Origin of the sequence: Mesorhizobium sp. B2-8-1 (genome assembly GCF_006440955.1) — a bacterium.
Taxonomy (GTDB): domain Bacteria; phylum Pseudomonadota; class Alphaproteobacteria; order Rhizobiales; family Rhizobiaceae; genus Mesorhizobium.
This window is the reverse complement of sequence record NZ_VFTX01000002.1, coordinates 545015-563169: the sequence shown is the minus strand read 5'-3', so window position 1 is coordinate 563169 and position 18155 is coordinate 545015. Positions and strand designations below refer to the sequence as shown.

At 65.0% G+C, this 18155-nt stretch carries 18 protein-coding genes; 9 read left to right on the top strand and 9 right to left on the bottom strand.

Annotated features, from left to right (window positions below):
* Window positions 1-32: 32 nt before the first annotated feature.
* On the top strand, window positions 33-1775 hold the full coding sequence (locus FJ428_RS07050; RefSeq protein ID WP_140495973.1) for a type I secretion system permease/ATPase: 1743 nt from the start codon (window positions 33-35) through the stop codon (window positions 1773-1775).
* A 3-nt stretch (window positions 1776-1778) separates the two neighbouring features.
* On the top strand, window positions 1779-3095 hold the full coding sequence (locus FJ428_RS07045) for an HlyD family type I secretion periplasmic adaptor subunit (protein ID WP_140879129.1): 1317 nt from the start codon (window positions 1779-1781) through the stop codon (window positions 3093-3095).
* A 50-nt stretch (window positions 3096-3145) separates the two neighbouring features.
* Here the strand turns inward: FJ428_RS07045 and FJ428_RS07040 are convergent, their stop codons facing one another.
* Window positions 3146-4456, bottom strand: a complete 1311-nt coding sequence (locus tag FJ428_RS07040; RefSeq protein ID WP_140516828.1) for a hemolysin family protein — start codon at window positions 4454-4456, stop codon at window positions 3146-3148.
* 81 nt (window positions 4457-4537) lie between these two features.
* Window positions 4538-5452 (bottom strand): LysR family transcriptional regulator, encoded by a 915-nt coding sequence (locus FJ428_RS07035; protein ID WP_140879128.1) that lies wholly within the window; start codon window positions 5450-5452, stop codon window positions 4538-4540.
* A 121-nt stretch (window positions 5453-5573) separates the two neighbouring features.
* Between FJ428_RS07035 and FJ428_RS07030 the strand changes: the two genes are divergently transcribed.
* A complete protein-coding gene (locus FJ428_RS07030) occupies window positions 5574-6596 on the top strand; it encodes an NAD(P)-dependent alcohol dehydrogenase (protein WP_140879127.1) in 1023 nt (340 codons plus the stop codon).
* Window positions 6597-6605: 9 nt separating this feature from the next.
* On the opposite strand, the gene FJ428_RS07025 is transcribed toward FJ428_RS07030, so the two are convergent.
* The 4 genes from FJ428_RS07025 to FJ428_RS07010 all read right to left on the bottom strand — a co-directional run bounded on the left by FJ428_RS07025 (window position 6606) and on the right by FJ428_RS07010 (window position 9896).
* On the bottom strand, window positions 6606-7313 hold the full coding sequence (locus FJ428_RS07025; RefSeq protein WP_140666121.1) for an LssY C-terminal domain-containing protein: 708 nt from the start codon (window positions 7311-7313) through the stop codon (window positions 6606-6608).
* A gap of 61 nt (window positions 7314-7374) precedes the next feature.
* Window positions 7375-8190, bottom strand: coding sequence for an extensin family protein (locus FJ428_RS07020; RefSeq protein WP_140879126.1), 816 nt, complete (start codon window positions 8188-8190; stop codon window positions 7375-7377).
* Between the two features lie 109 nt (window positions 8191-8299).
* On the bottom strand, window positions 8300-8845 hold the full coding sequence (locus FJ428_RS30615) for an extensin family protein (protein ID WP_224518879.1): 546 nt from the start codon (window positions 8843-8845) through the stop codon (window positions 8300-8302).
* A 625-nt stretch (window positions 8846-9470) separates the two neighbouring features.
* Window positions 9471-9896, bottom strand: coding sequence for a DUF3775 domain-containing protein (locus FJ428_RS07010; RefSeq protein ID WP_140524880.1), 426 nt, complete (start codon window positions 9894-9896; stop codon window positions 9471-9473).
* A gap of 150 nt (window positions 9897-10046) precedes the next feature.
* Here FJ428_RS07010 and FJ428_RS07005 point away from each other — a divergent pair, with 150 nt between their 5' ends.
* Both FJ428_RS07005 and greA read left to right on the top strand, forming a co-directional pair.
* Entirely contained in the window at window positions 10047-10580 is a 534-nt protein-coding gene (locus FJ428_RS07005) for a tetratricopeptide repeat protein (RefSeq protein ID WP_140495965.1), read from the top strand.
* A gap of 268 nt (window positions 10581-10848) precedes the next feature.
* Window positions 10849-11322, top strand: coding sequence for a transcription elongation factor GreA (gene greA, locus FJ428_RS07000; protein ID WP_008877613.1), 474 nt, complete (start codon window positions 10849-10851; stop codon window positions 11320-11322).
* Window positions 11323-11543: 221 nt separating this feature from the next.
* Here greA and waaC read toward each other — a convergent pair whose 3' ends face one another.
* Genes waaC through rfaD form a run of 3 tightly spaced genes read right to left on the bottom strand, consistent with a single transcriptional unit; the run spans window position 11544 to window position 14460 of the window.
* Window positions 11544-12533: a lipopolysaccharide heptosyltransferase I gene (gene waaC, locus FJ428_RS06995; protein ID WP_140495964.1), complete on the bottom strand. Its 990-nt coding sequence runs from the start codon at window positions 12531-12533 to the stop codon at window positions 11544-11546.
* Window positions 12530-13537, bottom strand: coding sequence for a lipopolysaccharide heptosyltransferase II (gene waaF / locus FJ428_RS06990; protein ID WP_140879125.1), 1008 nt, complete (start codon window positions 13535-13537; stop codon window positions 12530-12532). Before waaF ends, waaC begins: the two co-directional genes overlap by 4 nt.
* Entirely contained in the window at window positions 13510-14460 is a 951-nt protein-coding gene (rfaD, locus tag FJ428_RS06985) for an ADP-glyceromanno-heptose 6-epimerase (RefSeq protein ID WP_140524877.1), read from the bottom strand. Before rfaD ends, waaF begins: the two co-directional genes overlap by 28 nt.
* 215 nt (window positions 14461-14675) lie before the next feature.
* On the opposite strand from rfaD, the gene FJ428_RS06980 reads away from it, so the two are divergent.
* The 4 genes from FJ428_RS06980 to gmhB all read left to right on the top strand — a co-directional run bounded on the left by FJ428_RS06980 (window position 14676) and on the right by gmhB (window position 18147).
* Complete coding sequence (locus FJ428_RS06980; protein WP_140495961.1) at window positions 14676-15308, top strand: LysE family translocator; 633 nt, start codon at window positions 14676-14678, stop codon at window positions 15306-15308.
* Between the two features lie 122 nt (window positions 15309-15430).
* The gene (gene rfaE1, locus FJ428_RS06975; RefSeq protein WP_140879124.1) at window positions 15431-16924 is read left to right on the top strand and encodes a D-glycero-beta-D-manno-heptose-7-phosphate kinase; all 1494 of its coding nucleotides are present in this window, start codon (window positions 15431-15433) and stop codon (window positions 16922-16924) included.
* A 7-nt stretch (window positions 16925-16931) separates the two neighbouring features.
* Complete coding sequence (locus FJ428_RS06970; RefSeq protein ID WP_140556028.1) at window positions 16932-17504, top strand: SIS domain-containing protein; 573 nt, start codon at window positions 16932-16934, stop codon at window positions 17502-17504.
* Window positions 17497-18147: a D-glycero-beta-D-manno-heptose 1,7-bisphosphate 7-phosphatase gene (gene gmhB / locus FJ428_RS06965; RefSeq protein WP_140879123.1), complete on the top strand. Its 651-nt coding sequence runs from the start codon at window positions 17497-17499 to the stop codon at window positions 18145-18147. Before FJ428_RS06970 ends, gmhB begins: the two co-directional genes overlap by 8 nt.
* Window positions 18148-18155: the final 8 nt, after the last annotated feature.

Below are 18155 nucleotides of genomic sequence, written 5' to 3'. Positions count from 1 at the left end.
GGGACATGAGCCGCCAAGGGAGCGCGGGAACGATGGGACAGTCAGGTCTGCGGGCGGTCTTGTGGCGCGCCATCGCCGATGTCGGCGTTTTCTCGTTGCTGATCAACGTCCTGCTGCTGGTGATCCCGCTCTATCTGTTGCAGGTGTATGATCGGGTCCTGCCTTCCTCCAATGTCGAGACGCTTGTCTACCTGTCGGTCATCGCGGTTCTCGCGCTGGTCTTTCTGGGCTTTCTGGACGCGGTGCGCTCCATTTACACGCAGCGCGTCGCGGCCAGCATCGACAGCAAGCTCGGGGCGGAGACGTTCGCCGCTTCGCTTGGCGCCGACCACGCCTCCGCAGGTCTGTCGCCATTGCGTGATCTCGCCTCGGTATGCGCCTTCATCAGGTCGCGCGGCGTGGCGGTCCTGTTCGACCTGCCGTTTGCTCCGTTCTTCCTCGGACTGCTCTACCTGATCCATCCCGTCCTGTTCTGGCTCACCCTGGCTGGCGTGGCGATGCTGCTTGCACTGGTCCTGGCAACCCAGCTTGCCATCGGCAGGAACGACGCTTTGTTTTCACGACGTTCGGCGGTCGCCAGCCAGTCGGAGCAGGCCTTTGCCCGCGACGCCGAGACGCTGCGCGCCATGGGCATGGTCCAGAACGCCGCGCGGGCTTGGGGAAAGCACGTCGCCGAAGCGCTGATCGTTCACGACCGCGCGTCGACGGCTAATGCGATCTTCAGCGGAACGTCGCGGGCGGTGCGGATGATGCTGCAGCTGGCGATACTGGGCGTGGGTGCGTGGCTGGTCCTGCAAGGCAAGATGACGGCCGGGATGATATTCGCGTCTTCCCTGGTATCGTCGCGCGCGCTGCAGCCGCTCGACCAACTGATCGGCTCGTGGCGGCAGATCGTCGACGCCAGACGATCGTGGAAACGGCTGGAGGCAACCCTTTCGGCACGTCCGTCCGCGGTGCAAAAACTGGCCTTGCCTGATCCGTCAGGCGCGATTTCGGCGCAGGATCTGATCTACGTCGCGCCGAATACGCCCGGCGGTCCGCCCATCGTCAAGAGGCTGAATTTCCACATCGGGGCCGGCGAGGCGGTGGCGATCGTCGGCCCGAGCGGAGCCGGCAAATCGACGCTCGCCAGATTGCTTGTCGGTGCGCTCCAACCGGTCAGCGGCTCGGTCAGGATCGACGGTGCCGATCTCAGGACCTGGGACGAAAAGCAGCTTGGAAGGCATATCGGCTATCTCGCGCAGGAGGTGGAACTGTTCCCGGGATCGATCGCGGAGAACGTCGGCCGCTTCGACCCCGACGCGGATGACGCCTCGATCGTCGAGGCGGCAAAGCGTGCCCAGGCCCATGAACTGATTTTGACGCAGCGCGACGGCTACCAGACGATGATCGGTCTCTCTGACAGGGCGCTGTCGGGCGGCGAGCGCCAAAGGATCGGGCTGGCGCGCGCCCTGTACGGCAACCCCAGAATTCTCGTCCTGGACGAGCCCAACGCTCATCTCGACGGCGCCGGCGAAGCGGCGCTCGAAGCGGTGCTCTCGGATGCGCGGTCGGCGGGGATTACCTTGATCGTGATCACGCACCGCCCTTCGATCGCAGCGGCCTGCGACCGCGTGATGCTGCTGCGCGACGGCGCGATCGAAGCCTTCGGCCCGAGCAGCGATTTGCTGCGGCAGCCGCTCGCCGGCAATTCTTCCCGGCAGAATACAGTGGTGACGGGGTCGTTCGCCACGACCCTCCGCAGCGCCCCGCAAAAAACCCGCTTTGGATCGTAGATGATGGCAGTGCACAGCCTCGCCGGGGAACGCAATCCACGCACCGACACAGGGCGCGTGGCATTCGGCGGCTATGCGGCGATAGCGATATTTGCAGGTTGCTTCGGCTATTGGGCGGCCTATGCCCCCTTGTCCGGCGCGGTGATCACGCAAGGCACGATCTCGGCGATGGGCGGGAACATCCTCATCCAGCACCCCGAGGGCGGCATCGTCCAAGAGTTGCTGGTCCACGAAGGCGATCGCGTGCGGCAGGCGCAGGATCTGATCGTGCTGGATCCAACCGCCGCGCAGGCCGAGCTCAACCGGCTGACGAGGCAGTCGATCGCGCTCAGGGCAAGTGCGGCGCGGCTAGAGGCGGAGCGGGACGGGCTGGACAGGCTGGCGCCGATCACAACAGCGGCGCCGGCGCCGCTTCAGCACGATTTCGAAATGCTGGTTCGCGAACAGCAGAAGGAATTCGACGCCAGGCTCGCCCGGTTCCGGTCGGAACGATCCATCCTCGCGCAGCGGGTCGCCATGCATCGCCAGTCCGTGGTGGGATTGAACGCCCAGAAACAAGCCATCCAGCAGCAGGTAGACGTGGTGAAAAAGGAGCTCGGCATCAAGACCAGCCTTTTGGACAAAGGCCTGACCAACCGCACCGAATACTCCCAGCTTCTGCGCAGCGAAGCCGACCTCGTCGGCCAGGCGGGAGCGCTGGAGGCCAGTCTTGCATCGGCCAGCACCCAGATCGTCGAGGCGCAGGAGCAGACCGAGCGCTTGACCACGCAACGGGTGGAGGAGGCGCTGACGAAGTTGGACGAGGTTCGCTCCAACCTGGCCGACGTCGAGGAACAGATCAGGGCGGCCGCGGCGGTGCTGCGGCGCACGACAATCAAGGCGCCGGCAGCGGGCATCGTGGTGTCGTCGACCTACAATTCCAAGGGCAGCGTAATTGCCCCGGGCGAAAAGATCATGGAAATCCTGCCGACGGCATCGGGGTTGGTCGTGGACACGAAGCTGCGGCCGAAGGACATCGATCAGGTACGCGTCGGCCAGCCGGCGAAACTGCGATTGTCCGCCTTGAACGCGCGGCTCACGCCCGAGGTTCCAGCCACCGTGACACAGGTTTCCGCGGATCGGCTGATCGACGAGGCTACGCGTGAACCCTATTTCCGGGCGAAGCTGAAGATCGACGCCCTGCCATCCCGCGTGAAGCCCGAGCAGCTCTATCCCGGGACGCCGGTCGAGGCGTTCATCAGCACCGGCGACCGGACTTTCCTGGAATATCTCGCGCGGCCGATGCTCGATTCGTTCGCCCGCGCCTTCACGGAGCAGTAGGCGCGGACGGACGGCCAATGACCGCTTGACTCGAGGCAACGTTCGAACAGTCAGCGCACCACTTCGCGGTGGCCGCTGGGCAGGCGCGTGGCGATCAGCTTGTCGATGCGGCGGCCGTCGAGATCGACCACCTCGAAACGCCAGCCTTGCGCGTCGACGCATTCGCCGGTCGCCGGCAGATGGTGCATGTGCGACAGCACATAGCCGGCGACGGTCTCGTAGTCGCGGTTTTCCGGCAAGTCGATGCCCAGCACCTCGGCCATCTCGTCGGCCTGCATATAGCCGGCAAGCAGCCATGAGCCGTCGTCGCGCTTGACGGCATTCTCTTCCTCGCCGGCTTCGAGGTCCGAACGGAAGACGCCGGTGATGGCCTCCAGGATGTCGGCGGGTGTGACGATGCCTTCGAAATGGCCGTATTCGTCATGCACCAGCGCCATCGGCACGTCGGATTCCTTCAGCGTCTGCAGCACGTCGAGCGCGTCGGCCTGATCGTGCACGATGGGCGCGGTGCGCACGTGCCGACGCGGGTCGAGCGCGCGGCCGCCCAGCAATGCCGCGAGCACGTCGCGCGTCTGGACGACGCCGATCATGGCGTCGACGCCGCCGTCGCCGGCGGGCAGGCGCGAATGCTGCGTGTCCATCAGGAGCTTGCGGATGGTCGCATCGTCGGACTGGAGGTTGATCCAGTCGACCTCGGTGCGCGGCGTCATGACGGCGCGCACGGCGCGGTCGCCAAGCCGCATGACGCCGGCGATCATGCGGCGCTCGTCGGATTCGATGGTGCCGTGATGCTCGGCCTCGGCGACCAGCATCTTGATCTCCTCGTCGGTAACCTTCTCCTCGCTCTCGCCGCGCTGGCCGAGCAGCCAAAGCACGGCGCGGCCCGAAATATCGAGCAGGAAGACCAGCGGCGCCGAGACGGTGGCGAGGACGGTCATGGCCGGGGCGGCGCGCACGGCGACCCGCTCGGGGTCGCGCAGCGCGATCTGCTTGGGCACGAGCTCACCGATGATCAGCGAGGCATAGGTGATGATGGCCACGACGATGCCGACGCCGAGCGGATCGGCGATGTTTTCGCGGATGCCGTTCGAGGCCAGGAACTGCGCCAGCCTTTCACCGAGCGTGGCGCCGGAAAAGGCGCCGGACAGCACGCCGACCAGGGTGATGCCGATCTGTACCGAGGACAGGAACTTGCCGGGGTTGGAGCCAAGCGCAAGCGCCCGGCCGGCGCCCTTAACCTCGCGATCGATCATTGCCTTGAGGCGGGCCGGCCGCGACGAGACGATGGCAAGCTCGGACATTGCCAGAAGGCCGTTCACGCAGATGAGGACGACCACGGTGGCGATTTCAACATATAGCATCAGGGGTCAATAGCATTGCCGTGCTGGATTGGAAAATAGTCAGCAGCCGTTTTCAGGAAGATGACAGCGCATGCGGCCCCGTCAGGCGGCATCCCAGGGCGGCGCCGAAAAATGCTCGACCAGCGCATCGACTACGACGCGGACCTTCGGCGTCACTGCTCGCGTCACCGGCCAAACGGCGTGGACGGCAATGTTTTCGACGAGGCGGTCCGACAGCACCATTTCGAGCGCACCGCTCCTGAGGCTGTCCGCCGCCAACCATGTCGGCAGGAAGGTGATGCCGCAGCCGGCAAGGGCGGCGTCGAGCATCGGCTCGCCATTGTCGAGGACCAGCCTTGCCCGCGGTGTGAACTTTCCGATTTGGCCGTCGGCGTGCCTTATGGTCCAGGGATGGGCGACGCCGTTACGGGTGTAGCCGATCAGCTTATGAGCGGCGAGCTCCTCGATCGTTCGCGGCCTGCCGTGCTCCTCGAGGTAGGCGGGGGCGGCCAATACGCACGAGCGTTGGACATAGAGCCGCCGCGCCGCGAGCGACAGGCTGTCATCGAGCTCGCCCATGCGAACTGCCAGGTCGATGCCTTCTTCGATGAGATCGACGCGACGGTCGTTGAAGGAGATCTCCATCGCCAGATCGGGGAAGCGCTTGGAAATGTCGAACAAAACTGGGGTAACGCAGCGCTGGCCGAAGGCCGACGGCAAATCGACCCGAAGCCGGCCCGAGGGCACTTGCCGGTGCGCGGCAAGCAGCGACTGGGCGGCTTCGATTTCGGACAGCGCCCTGACGCAGGCTTCGTAATAGCTGAGGCCTTCGCTTGTCGGGCTCAGGCTGCGGGTGGTGCGATTGAGCAGACGCACGCCAAGCCGATGCTCCAGCTGTGCGATCGATTTGCCGACCGCCGATTTCGTCACGCGCAGCCGTTCTCCCGCACTGGTGAAGCTGCCGGCTTCGATCGTTTGAACGAAGGCGACAATGCCCTGCAGATCGGCGGATTCCATGGCTGTGCTATTGTAGAATAATGATCTTCAATTCGTTTCCAATTATGCCACATAGAAGCACTTTTTTCCATAGTGGAATGACGTAAAGATCTCGCCAGCAACTCAATCCGGAGCAGACGAGATGAACAGGGACATCAACAGATCCTGGCAAATGACCGGTTTTGGCCTGTCCAAGCTGCAACCGGCGCAGGGAAAGGTACCCGCACCCGGGCCTCGTGAGCTGCTGGTGCGGATCAAGGCCATATCGCTGAATTACAAGGATCGAATGATCCTAGACGGGGTGCTGATCCCGGACCTCGTCTTTCCCTTCGTGCCGACATCGGATGCGGTGGGCGAGGTCGTGGCGGTCGGCGGCGGCGTCAGCCGCTTCCAGGCCGGGCAACGCGTGCTGGGCCAAGTGATCGCCGACTGGCCTGACGGCGATGCGCCGCCGGTGCTTCACCAGCACACGCTGGGATTGTCACTGCCCGGCACCTTGTCCGACTACGTGCTGCTTCACGAGGATGCCGTCGTGCTGGCGCCGCCTTCGCTCAGCGACGCCGAGGCCTCGACGCTGCCGATCGCGGCGCTGACGGCGTGGTTTGCGTTGGCGGAGGCGACGAAGCCGGTGCCCGGCCAGACCGTTCTCATCCAGGGCACCGGCGGCGTGTCGCTGTTTGCACTGCAATTCGCGGCTGCTTTCGGCGTGCGCGCCATCGTTACCTCGAGCAGCGACGACAAGCTTGAGCGGGCCAGGAAACTCGGCGCCTGGCAAGTGATCAACTACCGCACCCAGCCGGCATGGGACGAAGCCGCGCGTGACCTGACGGGTGGAACCGGCGTCAACCATATCCTGGAGATGGTCGGCGGCGACAATGCGCGGCGATCGCTCGATGCCCTGGCCGCCGACGGCCGCCTGTCGGTCATCGGCCTGCTGGGCTCGATGGAACTCAGCTTTCCGATCGTGCCGTTCCTGCGCAATCGCATCGTCGTGCAGGGCATATCGATCGGCCATCGCCGCGCCTTCGAGCGGATGAACCAGGCGATCGAGGTGCTCGGCATCCGGCCGGTGGTCGACAAGGTCTTCGGTTTCGAGGAGGTGGCGCAGGCCTTCCAGCATCTGGAGAAGGGACCGTTCGGCAAGGTCGTGATCGCCACGAGCTGACTTCAGGCATCATGGCAGTTGCTTCAACACGCCGAGCACGGCCTTGCCGTCGGTGAAATAGGGGTCGCCGCCGCCATTGCGCCCGTGCGTGGTGGCGCCGATGCCTTCCAGGTCGCTGGTTGAGATCAGCATTCCGGCGGCAGTCAAATCCTGGATAAGAAAGTCGCGTTCGGCATCGATGTCGGGGCCGATATGATGGGTGATGGCGCCGGTGTCGTGGCTCAGGCCCACGCCACGGTCGAAACTGGCCGAGCCCAGCCATAGCGGACGGCCATCGTCGCCCGTGGCATCGGTCTGCCAGAAGCGCACATGATGACGGCGGTCGGCGCTGCCGCCGACCGGCTTCTCGAAAGCAAGATCCTGGGCGCGGCCTTCGAACAGCAGCCGGCTGACGGGCGCATCGGGGTAGGGGCGCGAGAACAGCACGCTTTCGCCGATGTCGATCGCTGTCCTCAATGTAATGGCGTCGGCCGTATCCCAGCCGGCGACGGCGAAGGCGTGGACAACCTCTTTTTGCGTGCCGATCAGGCCGATATTGATGGGGTCGCCCGGAATGCCTTGCGGCGTGTGCGTCACCATCTCGAAGCTTTGGCTGCGAAAGCCGCGATCGTGAAACGTCCAGAATTCCGGCGCGGCGACATAGGCGAGCCCCAGATAGGTCGCCATGAGCAACACCAGCCAGGTCGCAGCGCGTCGTCGGAAGCTTCGTTGGCTCATCGATGCCGCTCGAGTTCTACGACGTCACTGTACGCCGCGAAGCCGCCGCCAGGCAAAGGGATCAGCGGCAGGCGCGATAGCCGCTCTTGCGGTTCTTGATGTCGAAGTGGAAATGGTTGCGGTGGTCGTAGTTGTAGCCGGGGCCGAGCACGGTGGTGAAATACTGGCAGCCGTCGGCGCGCACATTGTTGAGGAAGCCGCGGGTGCGGAAGGCGAACAGGCCGGGCTTGCGCACGTCGATGTCGTCGCCATTGTTGAGTTCGATGCTCATCACGTCGAGCGCGTTGCCCTTGCCGTGTTCCGACAGCACGCCTTCGCCGGCGATGTTGCGGCAGGAATAGCTGGAACCCTGGTGGATGGTCCTGACGCCGGAGAAGTAGCGCCAGCGGGCGGAAGGAACGAGCTCGTTCTTCGTCCACGCGGCGAAGCTGGCGGCCATGTCGCAGGTCAGCGTCGCGGCGGGGTTCATCTCGACGCTGCCGATGGCCGAAACCTTCACCGGATAGTCGATGCCGCACTGGCCTTCATGGATCGGCGCCAGGTCGGTGAAGGTGACGCCGAGGCGCCTCAGCTGCTGACGGCAGTCGGTCTCGCTGGCCGGCATCTGCTCGACCGGCGACATCGGCTCGTCCATGCGTGGATAGGCGGCCTGCGTCATGTAGGGATTGGAAGGAACCAGCCGCTGCATGCCTGAATATTGCGGCACGGCCGCGGTCTGCGCGCCGACATCGACGGCCGGCTCCAGTGCCAGCACGTTGCCGGTGTTGCAGGCCGACACCGCGGCCAGCGCAAGCAGGGCGGCCACCCCGCCGGCAGCGGCGCGCGCGCGTTTCGATTGCCGCGCAAGCGCCAGCGCGGCACGAAATATCCCGTCCATAGGCAGTCCCTTTCCCGATAGGCGGGATTTTAACGATCAACGGTAAAGGAAAAATCAGCGCCGGCGTTCATGCCTGCGGCCGAATTGCGGCATCGCTTCTGAGCCGGCCCTACTGGCAGAAGGTACCGCCGTGGCGGCGCGGCTCGAGGTCGAGGTGCAAATGCAGCGAATGATCGGCATCGCTGCCCGGGCCCAGCACGGTCTTGAACGGCCCGCAGGCGGCCTTGCGCACCGCGTCGAGGAATTTGGCGTCCTTGTCCGGTGGCGCCGGGCCGACCTCGATCGTCCTGCCGTCCGCAAGTGTGAAGCTGGCAATATCGAGCGCATTGCCGAAGGCATGTTCGGACAGTTTGCGCGTGCCGTTGCGTGGCCGGCACACAAAGGCCGATGCCTGGCCGATCGATTTCAGGTCGGTGCCGAATTCGGCTTTCGCCGCCGGCTGGATGACGTTGCCGGCAAAGCGTGCCGCCGCCTCGGCCATTGCGCAATTGAGCTCGGCGCCCGGGGCAATGGCGATCGACTTGCCAAGGCTCTTCAGCACCAGGGGATAGGGGATCGAACAGCCGATATCGCGATCGCTTTCAGCCTTGTGCTCCTCGAATTCGACACCGAGACCCCTCAGCCGCTCGCGGCAGGCGACTTCCTCGGCAGGCATTTTCGCGTCTGGCAGGTCAGCCGAACGCGGATCGGGAAGCATCTCCTTTTTGTCCGCGTCCGCCGGCTTTGGCGGCGGTGGCGGGGCGAGGGCCGGCGGCTCAACCTCCGGTTCCGCAGTCTCAGGCCTTTGTGTCGGCGTCGGCGCCACGGCTGGCGGCTCCGGTTCGCCTTTCGCATCGGCTGGCGGCTCGGGCCGGGCTTGTTGCTTCCGAGGGGATCCTTCCTCCTGAAACCGGTCGGATGTTGCGGCTGGATTTTGCGTGTTCGGTTCTGGCGCGTCAGCGGGGCGCGGTTCAGGCACGGGGACATCCGCACGTACCGGCTTCGGATTTTGCGTCCTCTGCCGTGCCGGCTTCGGCTTGCGATGCCTTTCGCCGCGCGGTTTCAGCTGCCGGTCAACCCGCGGCGTCAGCGGCTGTTCCACCCGTGGTGAAAGCGGCTCGTGATGCCTGTGACGATGCCTGGCATCGGCCGGCGTCACCAGCAGTGCTGTCACGACCATGACCAATGCAATCCTGTATTTTCGGGAAAAGCTCAGTGTTGCCATCGCCTCGAAACGGTGCCGGGATGCTCGAAGTTGCCTGGAAGGCGCTTAGGCCCGATCACAATCGATTACCGGCGCGTTACGCACCGATCGCTTCCAGCCCTTCCTCCAGCCAATCGGCGAGCAACGGCAAGCCGAGCAGGTATTTGGCCGTGTGCTTGTTGGCGCGCTCGCGCGCGGCGGCGACGGCGTCGGCCCATTCCGAGGCATCGTAGTCGCCACGGCCGACCCAAGCGAGTGCGACGAGCTCGGCCGCCTCGTCGACATTGAGGTCGTTGATCAGCTCGCGCAGTTCCTCTTCGGTCAGGTTTTCCGAGCTTTCCTCGGCGAGTCCGTCATGATGATGATTGTCACGGGTGTTTCCATCGAACTCGATTTCGTGTTCGGCGCCGTCGGCATAGTCTTCATTGATCGCGGCGCTCAACGCCTTGCATTTGAGGATGAACAGCCGCACGGTGTCGGGCCCGATCGTCAAATCCCAGTTCTTTTCAAGCCGTCGCTGCACTGGCGGTCTCCGCTGGCTCAGCTTTCATCGCCGCCGATGATAGCGGATTTCGAGCATCCGTCACCTCATGTTAGCCCCTTGCTTTTTTCCGGGATGAAACCGCCGACACGCTGCGTTAGTGTTGCATTCTCACCCCTCCAGGAGGCTCCGATGCATAAAAGAGTGCTGATCCAGGCGGCGAGCGCGCTTCTCGCTCTGCAGTTCCTTGCCGTTCCGGTGTTTGCCGCAGGCAGCGGTGACGACACCAGTACGACCACCAAATGCAAGAAAGGCATGGTCTGGGACAAGAAGAAGAACAAGTGCGTCGCACCCCAGGAAGGCATGCTGGACGACGACAGCATCTATGATGCCGGGCATGACCTGGCGATGGCCGGCCGCTATGACGAGGCGATCGCCGTGCTCAGCCTCGCCGCCAACAAGCAGGACCCGCGCATCCTCAACTATCTCGGCTATTCGCACCGCCATTCCGGCCGCGTCGCCGTTGGCCTCGGCTATTACGAGGAAGCGCTGCGCATCGATCCCAACTACACGCTGGTGCGCGAATATCTCGGCGAAGCCCATCTCCAGATCGGCGACCTGGCCGGCGCCCAGCAACAGCTGATGGAGATCGAAAAGCGAACCGGCAAGGGTTCACGCGAATACGGCATGCTGGCCGAACAGATCGACCATTTCATGAGGAGCTGACCCCCCTCAATGCCTTTTCGAACCGGCCGCGAGCAATCACGGCCGGTTTTTTGTTGCCATGCCGGCTCCTGCGACGGCGCGCGCGAAAACGGTGATGATTTCTTCAGAAACCGATTTTTGCGCGTGAAAAGCCCGCAAAGATTGCTATATTCAGGGAAATTGCGGTGAACGGTTCCGTTAGCCCGAGGCTGCCGGACCGTTTTCTTTTTGCACCATCGATAAGGCTTTCCCCGAAATGCGGGGGTGGCGGCAGGAAAGGTCAGGTATCATGAACAAGGTCCCGATGACAGGCGAGGGGTTCGCGTCATTGAAGGAAGAACTGCGCTGGCGCCAGCAGGAGGAGCGGCCGCGCATCATCGAGGCGATCTCCGAAGCGCGCTCGCACGGCGACCTATCCGAAAATGCCGAATACCATGCCGCCAAAGAGGCGCAGAGCCTCAATGAGGGCCGTGTCAACGAGCTCGAGGATCTCATCGCCCGGGCCGAAGTCATCGATGTCACCAAGCTCAGCGGCGACAAGGTCAAGTTCGGCGCCACCGTGGTGCTGGTCGACGAGGACACCGAGGAGAAGAAGACCTACCAGATCGTCGGCGATCAGGAGGCGGACGTGAAGTCCGGCCGCATCTCGATCTCCTCGCCGATCGCGCGGGCGCTCATCGGCAAGGAAGTCGGCGACGCCATCGAGGTCAACGCGCCGGGTGGTGCAAGGGGATACGAGATCGTCCAGGTGCAGTTTATCTAAGGGGTTCGAGGGGCGCTGATCTGCGCGTTTTTAGCCAAGGTTGGCGCCGCCCCTCATCCGCCTGCCGGCACCTTCTCCCCGTATAGTGACGGGGAGAAGACGGCTGAACGCGAAGTCGGCGTCTATTCTGCAAACGCTTAAAATTGGCGCAGTCATCGGTGAAGGTGTCCTTCTCCCCGGCAGGGCGATGAGGGGCAGCGCCAGCTTTCCGATTGAATAGATCAGTTCTTGCCAGCGCCGGCCTGACCATGCGTCTGGTGCTCCAGCAGCCTCTCAGCCTCAGCCACCACCCTCGCGGGCGACACTCGCTCACCGGGCGCGGCCTGCAGCGTCGATGCATAGGGGCCGCGCGGGCCGGTCAAACCCGGCTCCGTGGCTAAAAACACCGCGACCGTCGGCAGGCCGAAGGCGCTGGCGAGATGCGTGAGCCCCGTATCGGCGCCGATTACCAGCCTCGAGCTGCCCAGGATCGCCGCGATGTCGGCCAATGGTGATTTTGGCACGATGCTCGTCGATGGAACTGCCCGGGCGATCGCTTCAGCCACCGCCTGTTCGCGCTCGTCCGACCAGGTCGTGACCGGCGTCATGCCGCGCTCAACCAGCAGGCGGCCGGTTTCGATCCAGTCTTCAACAGGCCACTTCTTGTCCTCGCGGCTGGTGCCGTGCAGCAGGAAGGCCGTGTTGCCGGCTATGCCGGTCAGATTGCCGGGCGGCGGCACAATGCCCGAATCCAGTATCGAAAGATCGGGCCGGTAGCCCAACGCCTGCCCGAAAAGCCGTCGCGTCCGCTCGATGGCGTGCAGGTTGCGGGGGACGGCGTGGCCGACGTCGTAAAGCAGCGTTGCCGAAGGCTCGCGCGCGCTTGAGCGGTCGAAGCCGGCGATCGGCGCCTTCGCCTGCCTGGCCACCAGCGCCGATTTCAACAGGCCTTGCGCATCGATGACCAGATCATAGCGGCACGCACGCAAGGCGCGTCGCAAGGCGGTCGCCTCGCGCCAGGTGGCCTTGTCGAAGAGATGTTTTCGCCAACGCCGGATGGCGACCGTGTGGATGGTTCCGACTGCGGGGTGCAGCGCGACGATGCCGGCGAAAGCCTCCTCGACGCACCAGTCGAAGGCAATATCGGGCCGTGCGCGGCGCGCATCCTGGAGCGCCGGAAAAGTGTGGATGACATCGCCCATCGACGAGGTCTTGACGATCAGCACCTTCATGCGGAGGCCGGGATGTCCAGCAGGCGGTCCGCCGCCGCCATGACCCGTGCGACCTCGAGCGTCTTCAGGCAATTGAGGTGGCCGAGCGGACAGATCTTGCGGTGGCAAGGCGAGCAGGAGAGGCCGAGCCAGACCAGTTCGCGCCGTTCGGCCAGCGGCGGCGTATTCTGTGGCGAGGTCGAACCATAGACGGCGACAACCGGCGTGCCGACCGCCGCCGCAACATGCATCAGCCCGCTGTCGTTGGAGACCGCCAGCCGCGCGGCCGCGATCAGGTCGATGGCGTCCTCCAGCCGCGTCTGGCCGGCCAGGTCGACCACGCCAGGAGCGAGGGCTGCGATCTCCGCGGTCACGTCGCGGTCGTTCTTCGACCCGAACAGCGCGACCTTGAACCTTCTGGCCATGAACTCCCGGGCAAGCCCGGCATAGTGTTCGCTCGGCCAGCGCTTGGCCGGGCCGAACTCGGCACCTGGCATCAGCGCCACGAATTTCTGCGGCCCCAGGCCGAAAAGGTCGAGCAGGGTGGCCTGGTTATTGGCGTCCACCGTCAGATGAGGTGCCCGGAAATCGCCACCCTGTGCAAGGCCGAAATAGGCCTGCGCCGTGCGCCGTTTCACGGCCTCCGGCAGCGGAACGATGTCGGTCAACAGGCCGTAGCGCATTTCCCTGAGATGGCCGAAACGCCGCGGAATGCGGGCAAAGAACGGGATCAGCGCCGACTTCCAACTGCCCGGCAGGATATAGGCGCTGTCGTAACGGCCGCGCAGCAGGCGGCCGAAGCGGCGCCGATGTGCGAATTCGAGCGCGCCGGGTTTCAGCGGGAAATCGATCTGCTGGCGGACCTCAGGCATGCGCTTGACCAAAGGGGCCGCCCAGGCCGGCGCCAGCACGTCGATGGCTGCATTTGGATGAAGCTCCTTCAGCGCCGAGAACAGGCACTGCGCCATCACCATATCGCCCACCCAGCGTGGGCCGATCACGAGGATCGCTGGGCTTTCAGCCATTCGACATAGTCTCTGACGCCGGTTTCGACGCTGCGGAATTGCCCGTTGTAACCGGCGGCGCGCAGACGCGACATATCAGCTTGCGTGAAGCTCTGGTAGCTGCCCTTGAGGTGGTCGGGAAAGGGGATGTACTCGATCTCGCCCTTGCCCAGCGCGTCGATGACGGTTTCGGCAATGGCGCGGAAGGGTTGCGCCCGGCCGGTGCCGCAGTTGAAGATGCCGCTCGCGCCGCGCTTCCACAGCCACAGATTGACATCGGCGACATCGCCGACATGGATGAAGTCGCGGCTTTGCTCGCCCGGACCAAAGCCGTCATGGGCGCCGAACAGCTTTGGATTCTCGCCACGCCCGACCTGGTTGAACAGATGAAAGGCGACCGAGGCCATGGCGTCCTTGTGCGCCTCGCGCGGCCCATAGACGTTGAAGTAGCGCAGGCCCGCGACCTGCGAATGATCGGTATCGAAGACATTGCGCCTGACATAGTCATCGAACAGCTTTTTTGAATAGGCGTAGACGTTGAGCGGCCGCTCAAGCTCCGCGTCCTCGCGGAACTCGGAGCCGCCGCCATAGACCGATGCCGAGGAGGCGTAGAGGAAGGGCACGCGCAGCGCCAGGCAGGCATGCAGCAGCCGCTTCGAATAGGCGTAGTTCACCTCCATCATGAACTTGCCGTTCCATTCGGTGGTGGTCGAGCAGGCGCCCTGATGGAAGACGGCCTCGATGCGGCCGAGCCCGCCGTCCTCGAGGCGGGCCAGGAAATCGTCCTTGTCGAGATAATCGGCGATCCGCAAGTCAGCAAGGTTGGCGATCTTGTGGCCATCGCTCAGGTCGTCGACGACCAAAATGTCGTCGTGGCCCTCCGAATTGAGCGCGGCGACGATGTTGGAGCCGATCATGCCGGCGCCGCCCGTGACGATGATCATGAACGCCTCTGGTTGCTTGCGATTCCGGCCCTTATAAGGGAGGCTTGCGAAGCTGTCGACAAAGCAGCGTTGCCGGGCGGCACTGGGATCCGCAAGAACAATCGAGGGGTGGACCCGCCCGCGATTGTCCTGCACGGCACAGCGCGCCACAGTGGCGCCGCAAAGCTGACGCTTCAGTCGGCTCGCGCCGCCGGACGCGATCATGAGGGCCAGGAATGCCATCGACAGAGCTGCTCGTCGCGTTTTTCGCCACCACGGCGATCTTCGCCTATATTCCAGGCCCGGCCATGCTCTATGCCGCCGCGCAGACGATGGCGCGCGGCCGCTGGTCCGGCCTGACGGCGGCGCTCGGCATTCATCTGGGCGGCTATGTTCACGTCTTTGCCGCCGCCGCCGGCCTGTCCGTGCTTTTCCACGCCGTGCCGCCGCTCTACATGGCGGTCAAGCTCGTCGGCGCGCTCTACCTGATCTGGCTCGGTGTGGCGCTGTTCCGCAAGCGCGCGGAAGGCGACATGGCACTGCCGGCGATCGAGCGGAAATCGGCTTACCGCGCCTTTTTCGAGAGCATCGCCGTCGAGGTGCTCAATCCGAAGACCGCGATCTTCTTCATGGCCTTCCTGCCCCAGTTCATCGATGCCTCTGCCGCATTCCCGGTCTGGCTGCAATTCGTCGTGCTGGGCACGACAGTCAACCTGATGTTCTCCTCGGCCGATATCGTCTGCGTGTTCCTGGCTGGTGCCGTGATCGGCAGGCTGCGCCGCTCCAGCAGCGCCCAGCGCATGATGCAGCGAGCCGGCGGCGCGGTGCTGGTCGGGCTTGGCGTCCATGTCGCCTTGCAGAAGAGTTGACGAGGCCAGCCGGCGTTGCGCTGGCTCGAATTGCGGTATATCGGCATCGCCATGAACGACCGATCCCGGCCAATTTGTCCTCCATGCATCTTCAAAACCGGTTTTTGCGCGTTGCCAGTGACATGACCAAGCACGACCCACTTTCCCCCGAGCCCTTGCACCGCGCCATCGCGCACTTCGGCCAGGCCACCGTGCTGGTGGTCGGCGATCTCATCCTTGACCGGTTCGTCAACGGCATCATCGAGCGGATTTCGCCTGAAGCGCCGATCCCGGTGCTCCATGGGCGCGGCGAGAGCCTGGCGATGGGCGGCGCCGGCAATGTCGTGGCCAACATCATCTCGCTCGGCGCCGCCGCCATTCCGGTCTCGGTGATCGGCTCTGATACGGCAGGCGACAGCCTGGTGCGCATGCTCGGCGAGCTTGGCGCCGACACGACAGGCCTGGCGCGGGAGCGCGGCCGCATGACGTCGTCCAAGAGCCGCTTCAGCGCGCTCAACCAGCAGGTGCTGCGCTTCGACGAGGAAGAGATCAAGCCGCTCGGCGCGGCGGAGCGCGCGGCGCTGGTCCGGCATTTCCGCGCCGCGCTGGCGCACGCCGACATCGTCATCCTGTCGGATTACGGCAAGGGCATCCTGCTCGACGGCGTCGCCGGCGAATTGATCGCGATCTGCCGCGAGGCGGGAAAGCCGGTGCTGGTCGATCCGAAGGGCCGGGATTATGCACGCTATGCCGGCGCGACCGCCATCACGCCCAACCGCAAGGAACTCGGCGAAGCGGTCGAACGGCCGGTGTTCAGCGATGACGAGATCGTGGCCGCTGCGCGCGAGCTGCTTGCGGCGCATGGCTTCGACTTCGTCGTCGCCACGCGCAGCGAAAAGGGCATGAGCGTCGTCAGTCCGACGGAGGCGCGCCACATCGCCACGCAGGCGCGCGAAGTGTTCGATGTGTCGGGCGCCGGCGATACGGTGATCGCGACCTTCGCGCTGGCGCTTGCCGCCGGCGCCGATCCGGCCGCGGCCGCCTCGATCGCCAATGCAGCCGGCGGCGTTGTGGTGGGCAAGCGAGGCACGGCGCGGCTGACGGTCGAGGAACTCAACGGCGCGCTGTTTCGATCGCACGGTCCGAGCGTCCACAGGGATGCCATCCTCGACGCCAAATCGGCCGCACGGCTGGTGGCGGCGTGGAAGGAGGAAGGCCTCAGCGTCGGCTTCACCAATGGCTGTTTCGACATCCTGCATGCCGGCCATGTCAGCCTGCTGCACGCGGCGCGCAGCCAGTGCGACCGGCTGGTGCTCGGCCTCAACAGCGATGCCTCGGTGCGCCGGCTGAAGGGGCCGGAACGGCCCGTCAACGACCAGCACGACCGCGCCTGCGTGCTGGCGGCGCTCGCGTCGGTCGACGCGGTGGTGGTCTTCGACGAGGACACGCCGCTGGCGCTGATCGAGGCGCTTCTGCCCGACATACTCGTCAAGGGCGCTGACTACACGGTCGACACCGTGGTCGGCGCGGACGTGGTGCAGAAAGCGGGCGGGCGCGTGGTCCTGGTCGATCTCGTCGCCGGCAAGAGCACGACCGGCACCATCGGCAGGCTGCGCTCGGCCGGCAACAAGAATTGAGGGTTTCATGTCCGAACTGAACGATTACCTGGTCCGCTCGGCGGCCGCGATCACGGCGCTGGTCGAGCGCGATCTAACAGGCGCGATGGAACGTGCGGCGAGCGCGATCGTCGCCGCCCTTTCGTCGGGCAAGGCGCTGCTGATCTGCGGCAACGGCGGTTCGGCCAGCGACGCCATTCACATCGCCGGCGAACTGGTCGGGCGCTTTCTCAAGGAGCGCAAGGGCTACAATGTCATCGCGCTGCCGGCCAATGCCGCGGTGCTGACCGCCTGGGGTAATGATTACGGCTTCGACACCGTTTTTTCGCGCCAGGTCGAGGCGCATGGCGCGGCCGGCGGCGTGCTTCTGGCGATCTCGACCAGCGGCAATTCGCCGAGCATCCTGGCGGCCGCCGAACAGGCACGGACCATGGGCATGACGGTGATCAGCCTGACAGGCGACACAGGCGGCAAGCTCGCGCCGCTCACCGACATCCTGCTCAACGTGCCCTCGACCTCGACGCCGATCATCCAGCAGGGGCATCTGTGCCTCTACCATCACCTGTGCGAGGTGGTGGAAGCGCGCCTCAGCAATGGCTGACAAGGCGCCGCACCCGTTGGCCGAGCCGGGCCTGTGGGTGGAGCGGATAGGCGGCAGGGTTTTTCCCGCCGGCCAGCCGGCGCTGTTCCTCGATCGCGACGGCACCATCAATGTCGATACCGACTATCCCAGCGATCCGGCCGAGATCGAGCTCCGGCCGCAGATGCTGCCGGCGATCGCCGCCGCCAACAATGCCGGCATCCCGGTCGTGGTGGTGACCAACCAGTCCGGCATCGCGCGCGGCTATTTCGGCTGGAGTGCCTTCGCCGATGTGAACCGCCGCGTGCTCGAGCTGTTGCGCGATCAGGGCGTTGTCGTGGACATGGTGCTGGCCTGCGCCTACCACGAGGCTGGCGTGGGGCCGCTGGGCATATCGGATCACCCGATGCGCAAACCCAATCCCGGCATGCTCTTCGAGGCGGCGAAACGCCTCGATCTCGATCTCCGGCGGTCGGTGATCGTCGGCGACAAGCTGGCCGACATGGAGGCAGGCCTGGGCGCCGGCCTGCCGCAGGGCTGGCTCGTCGACGGCGAGGCGCAGCTTCGCTCCGGCTTCGTCATCAGGCCCTTGCGGGACAGCAGCGACCTCGACGGTCTCATCGCCGCCATAGGGCGGCTCGATGGCCGGGATAAGCGGTCTTGATCCGGACC

What these genes read in the sequence shown, in the direction of transcription:
- waaF (WP_140879125.1), bottom strand. Translation starts at nt 13,537, where the DNA reads ATGGCTGAAAGCCCAGCGATCCTCGTGATCGGCCCACGCTGGGTGGGC.
- FJ428_RS06980 (WP_140495961.1), top strand. Translation starts at nt 14,676, where the DNA reads ATGCCATCGACAGAGCTGCTCGTCGCGTTTTTCGCCACCACGGCGATC.
- rfaD (WP_140524877.1), bottom strand. Translation starts at nt 14,460, where the DNA reads ATGATCATCGTCACGGGCGGCGCCGGCATGATCGGCTCCAACATCGTC.
- FJ428_RS30615 (WP_224518879.1), bottom strand. Translation starts at nt 8,845, where the DNA reads ATGCCTGCCGAGGAAGTCGCCTGCCGCGAGCGGCTGAGGGGTCTCGGT.
- FJ428_RS07045 (WP_140879129.1), top strand. Translation starts at nt 1,779, where the DNA reads ATGGCAGTGCACAGCCTCGCCGGGGAACGCAATCCACGCACCGACACA.
- gmhB (WP_140879123.1), top strand. Translation starts at nt 17,497, where the DNA reads ATGGCTGACAAGGCGCCGCACCCGTTGGCCGAGCCGGGCCTGTGGGTG.
- FJ428_RS07040 (WP_140516828.1), bottom strand. Translation starts at nt 4,456, where the DNA reads ATGCTATATGTTGAAATCGCCACCGTGGTCGTCCTCATCTGCGTGAAC.
- waaC (WP_140495964.1), bottom strand. Translation starts at nt 12,533, where the DNA reads ATGAAGGTGCTGATCGTCAAGACCTCGTCGATGGGCGATGTCATCCAC.
- FJ428_RS07035 (WP_140879128.1), bottom strand. Translation starts at nt 5,452, where the DNA reads ATGGAATCCGCCGATCTGCAGGGCATTGTCGCCTTCGTTCAAACGATC.
- FJ428_RS07025 (WP_140666121.1), bottom strand. Translation starts at nt 7,313, where the DNA reads ATGAGCCAACGAAGCTTCCGACGACGCGCTGCGACCTGGCTGGTGTTG.
- FJ428_RS06970 (WP_140556028.1), top strand. Translation starts at nt 16,932, where the DNA reads ATGTCCGAACTGAACGATTACCTGGTCCGCTCGGCGGCCGCGATCACG.
- FJ428_RS07020 (WP_140879126.1), bottom strand. Translation starts at nt 8,190, where the DNA reads ATGGACGGGATATTTCGTGCCGCGCTGGCGCTTGCGCGGCAATCGAAA.
- FJ428_RS07050 (WP_140495973.1), top strand. Translation starts at nt 33, where the DNA reads ATGGGACAGTCAGGTCTGCGGGCGGTCTTGTGGCGCGCCATCGCCGAT.
- rfaE1 (WP_140879124.1), top strand. Translation starts at nt 15,431, where the DNA reads ATGACCAAGCACGACCCACTTTCCCCCGAGCCCTTGCACCGCGCCATC.
- FJ428_RS07005 (WP_140495965.1), top strand. Translation starts at nt 10,047, where the DNA reads ATGCATAAAAGAGTGCTGATCCAGGCGGCGAGCGCGCTTCTCGCTCTG.
- greA (WP_008877613.1), top strand. Translation starts at nt 10,849, where the DNA reads ATGAACAAGGTCCCGATGACAGGCGAGGGGTTCGCGTCATTGAAGGAA.
- FJ428_RS07030 (WP_140879127.1), top strand. Translation starts at nt 5,574, where the DNA reads ATGAACAGGGACATCAACAGATCCTGGCAAATGACCGGTTTTGGCCTG.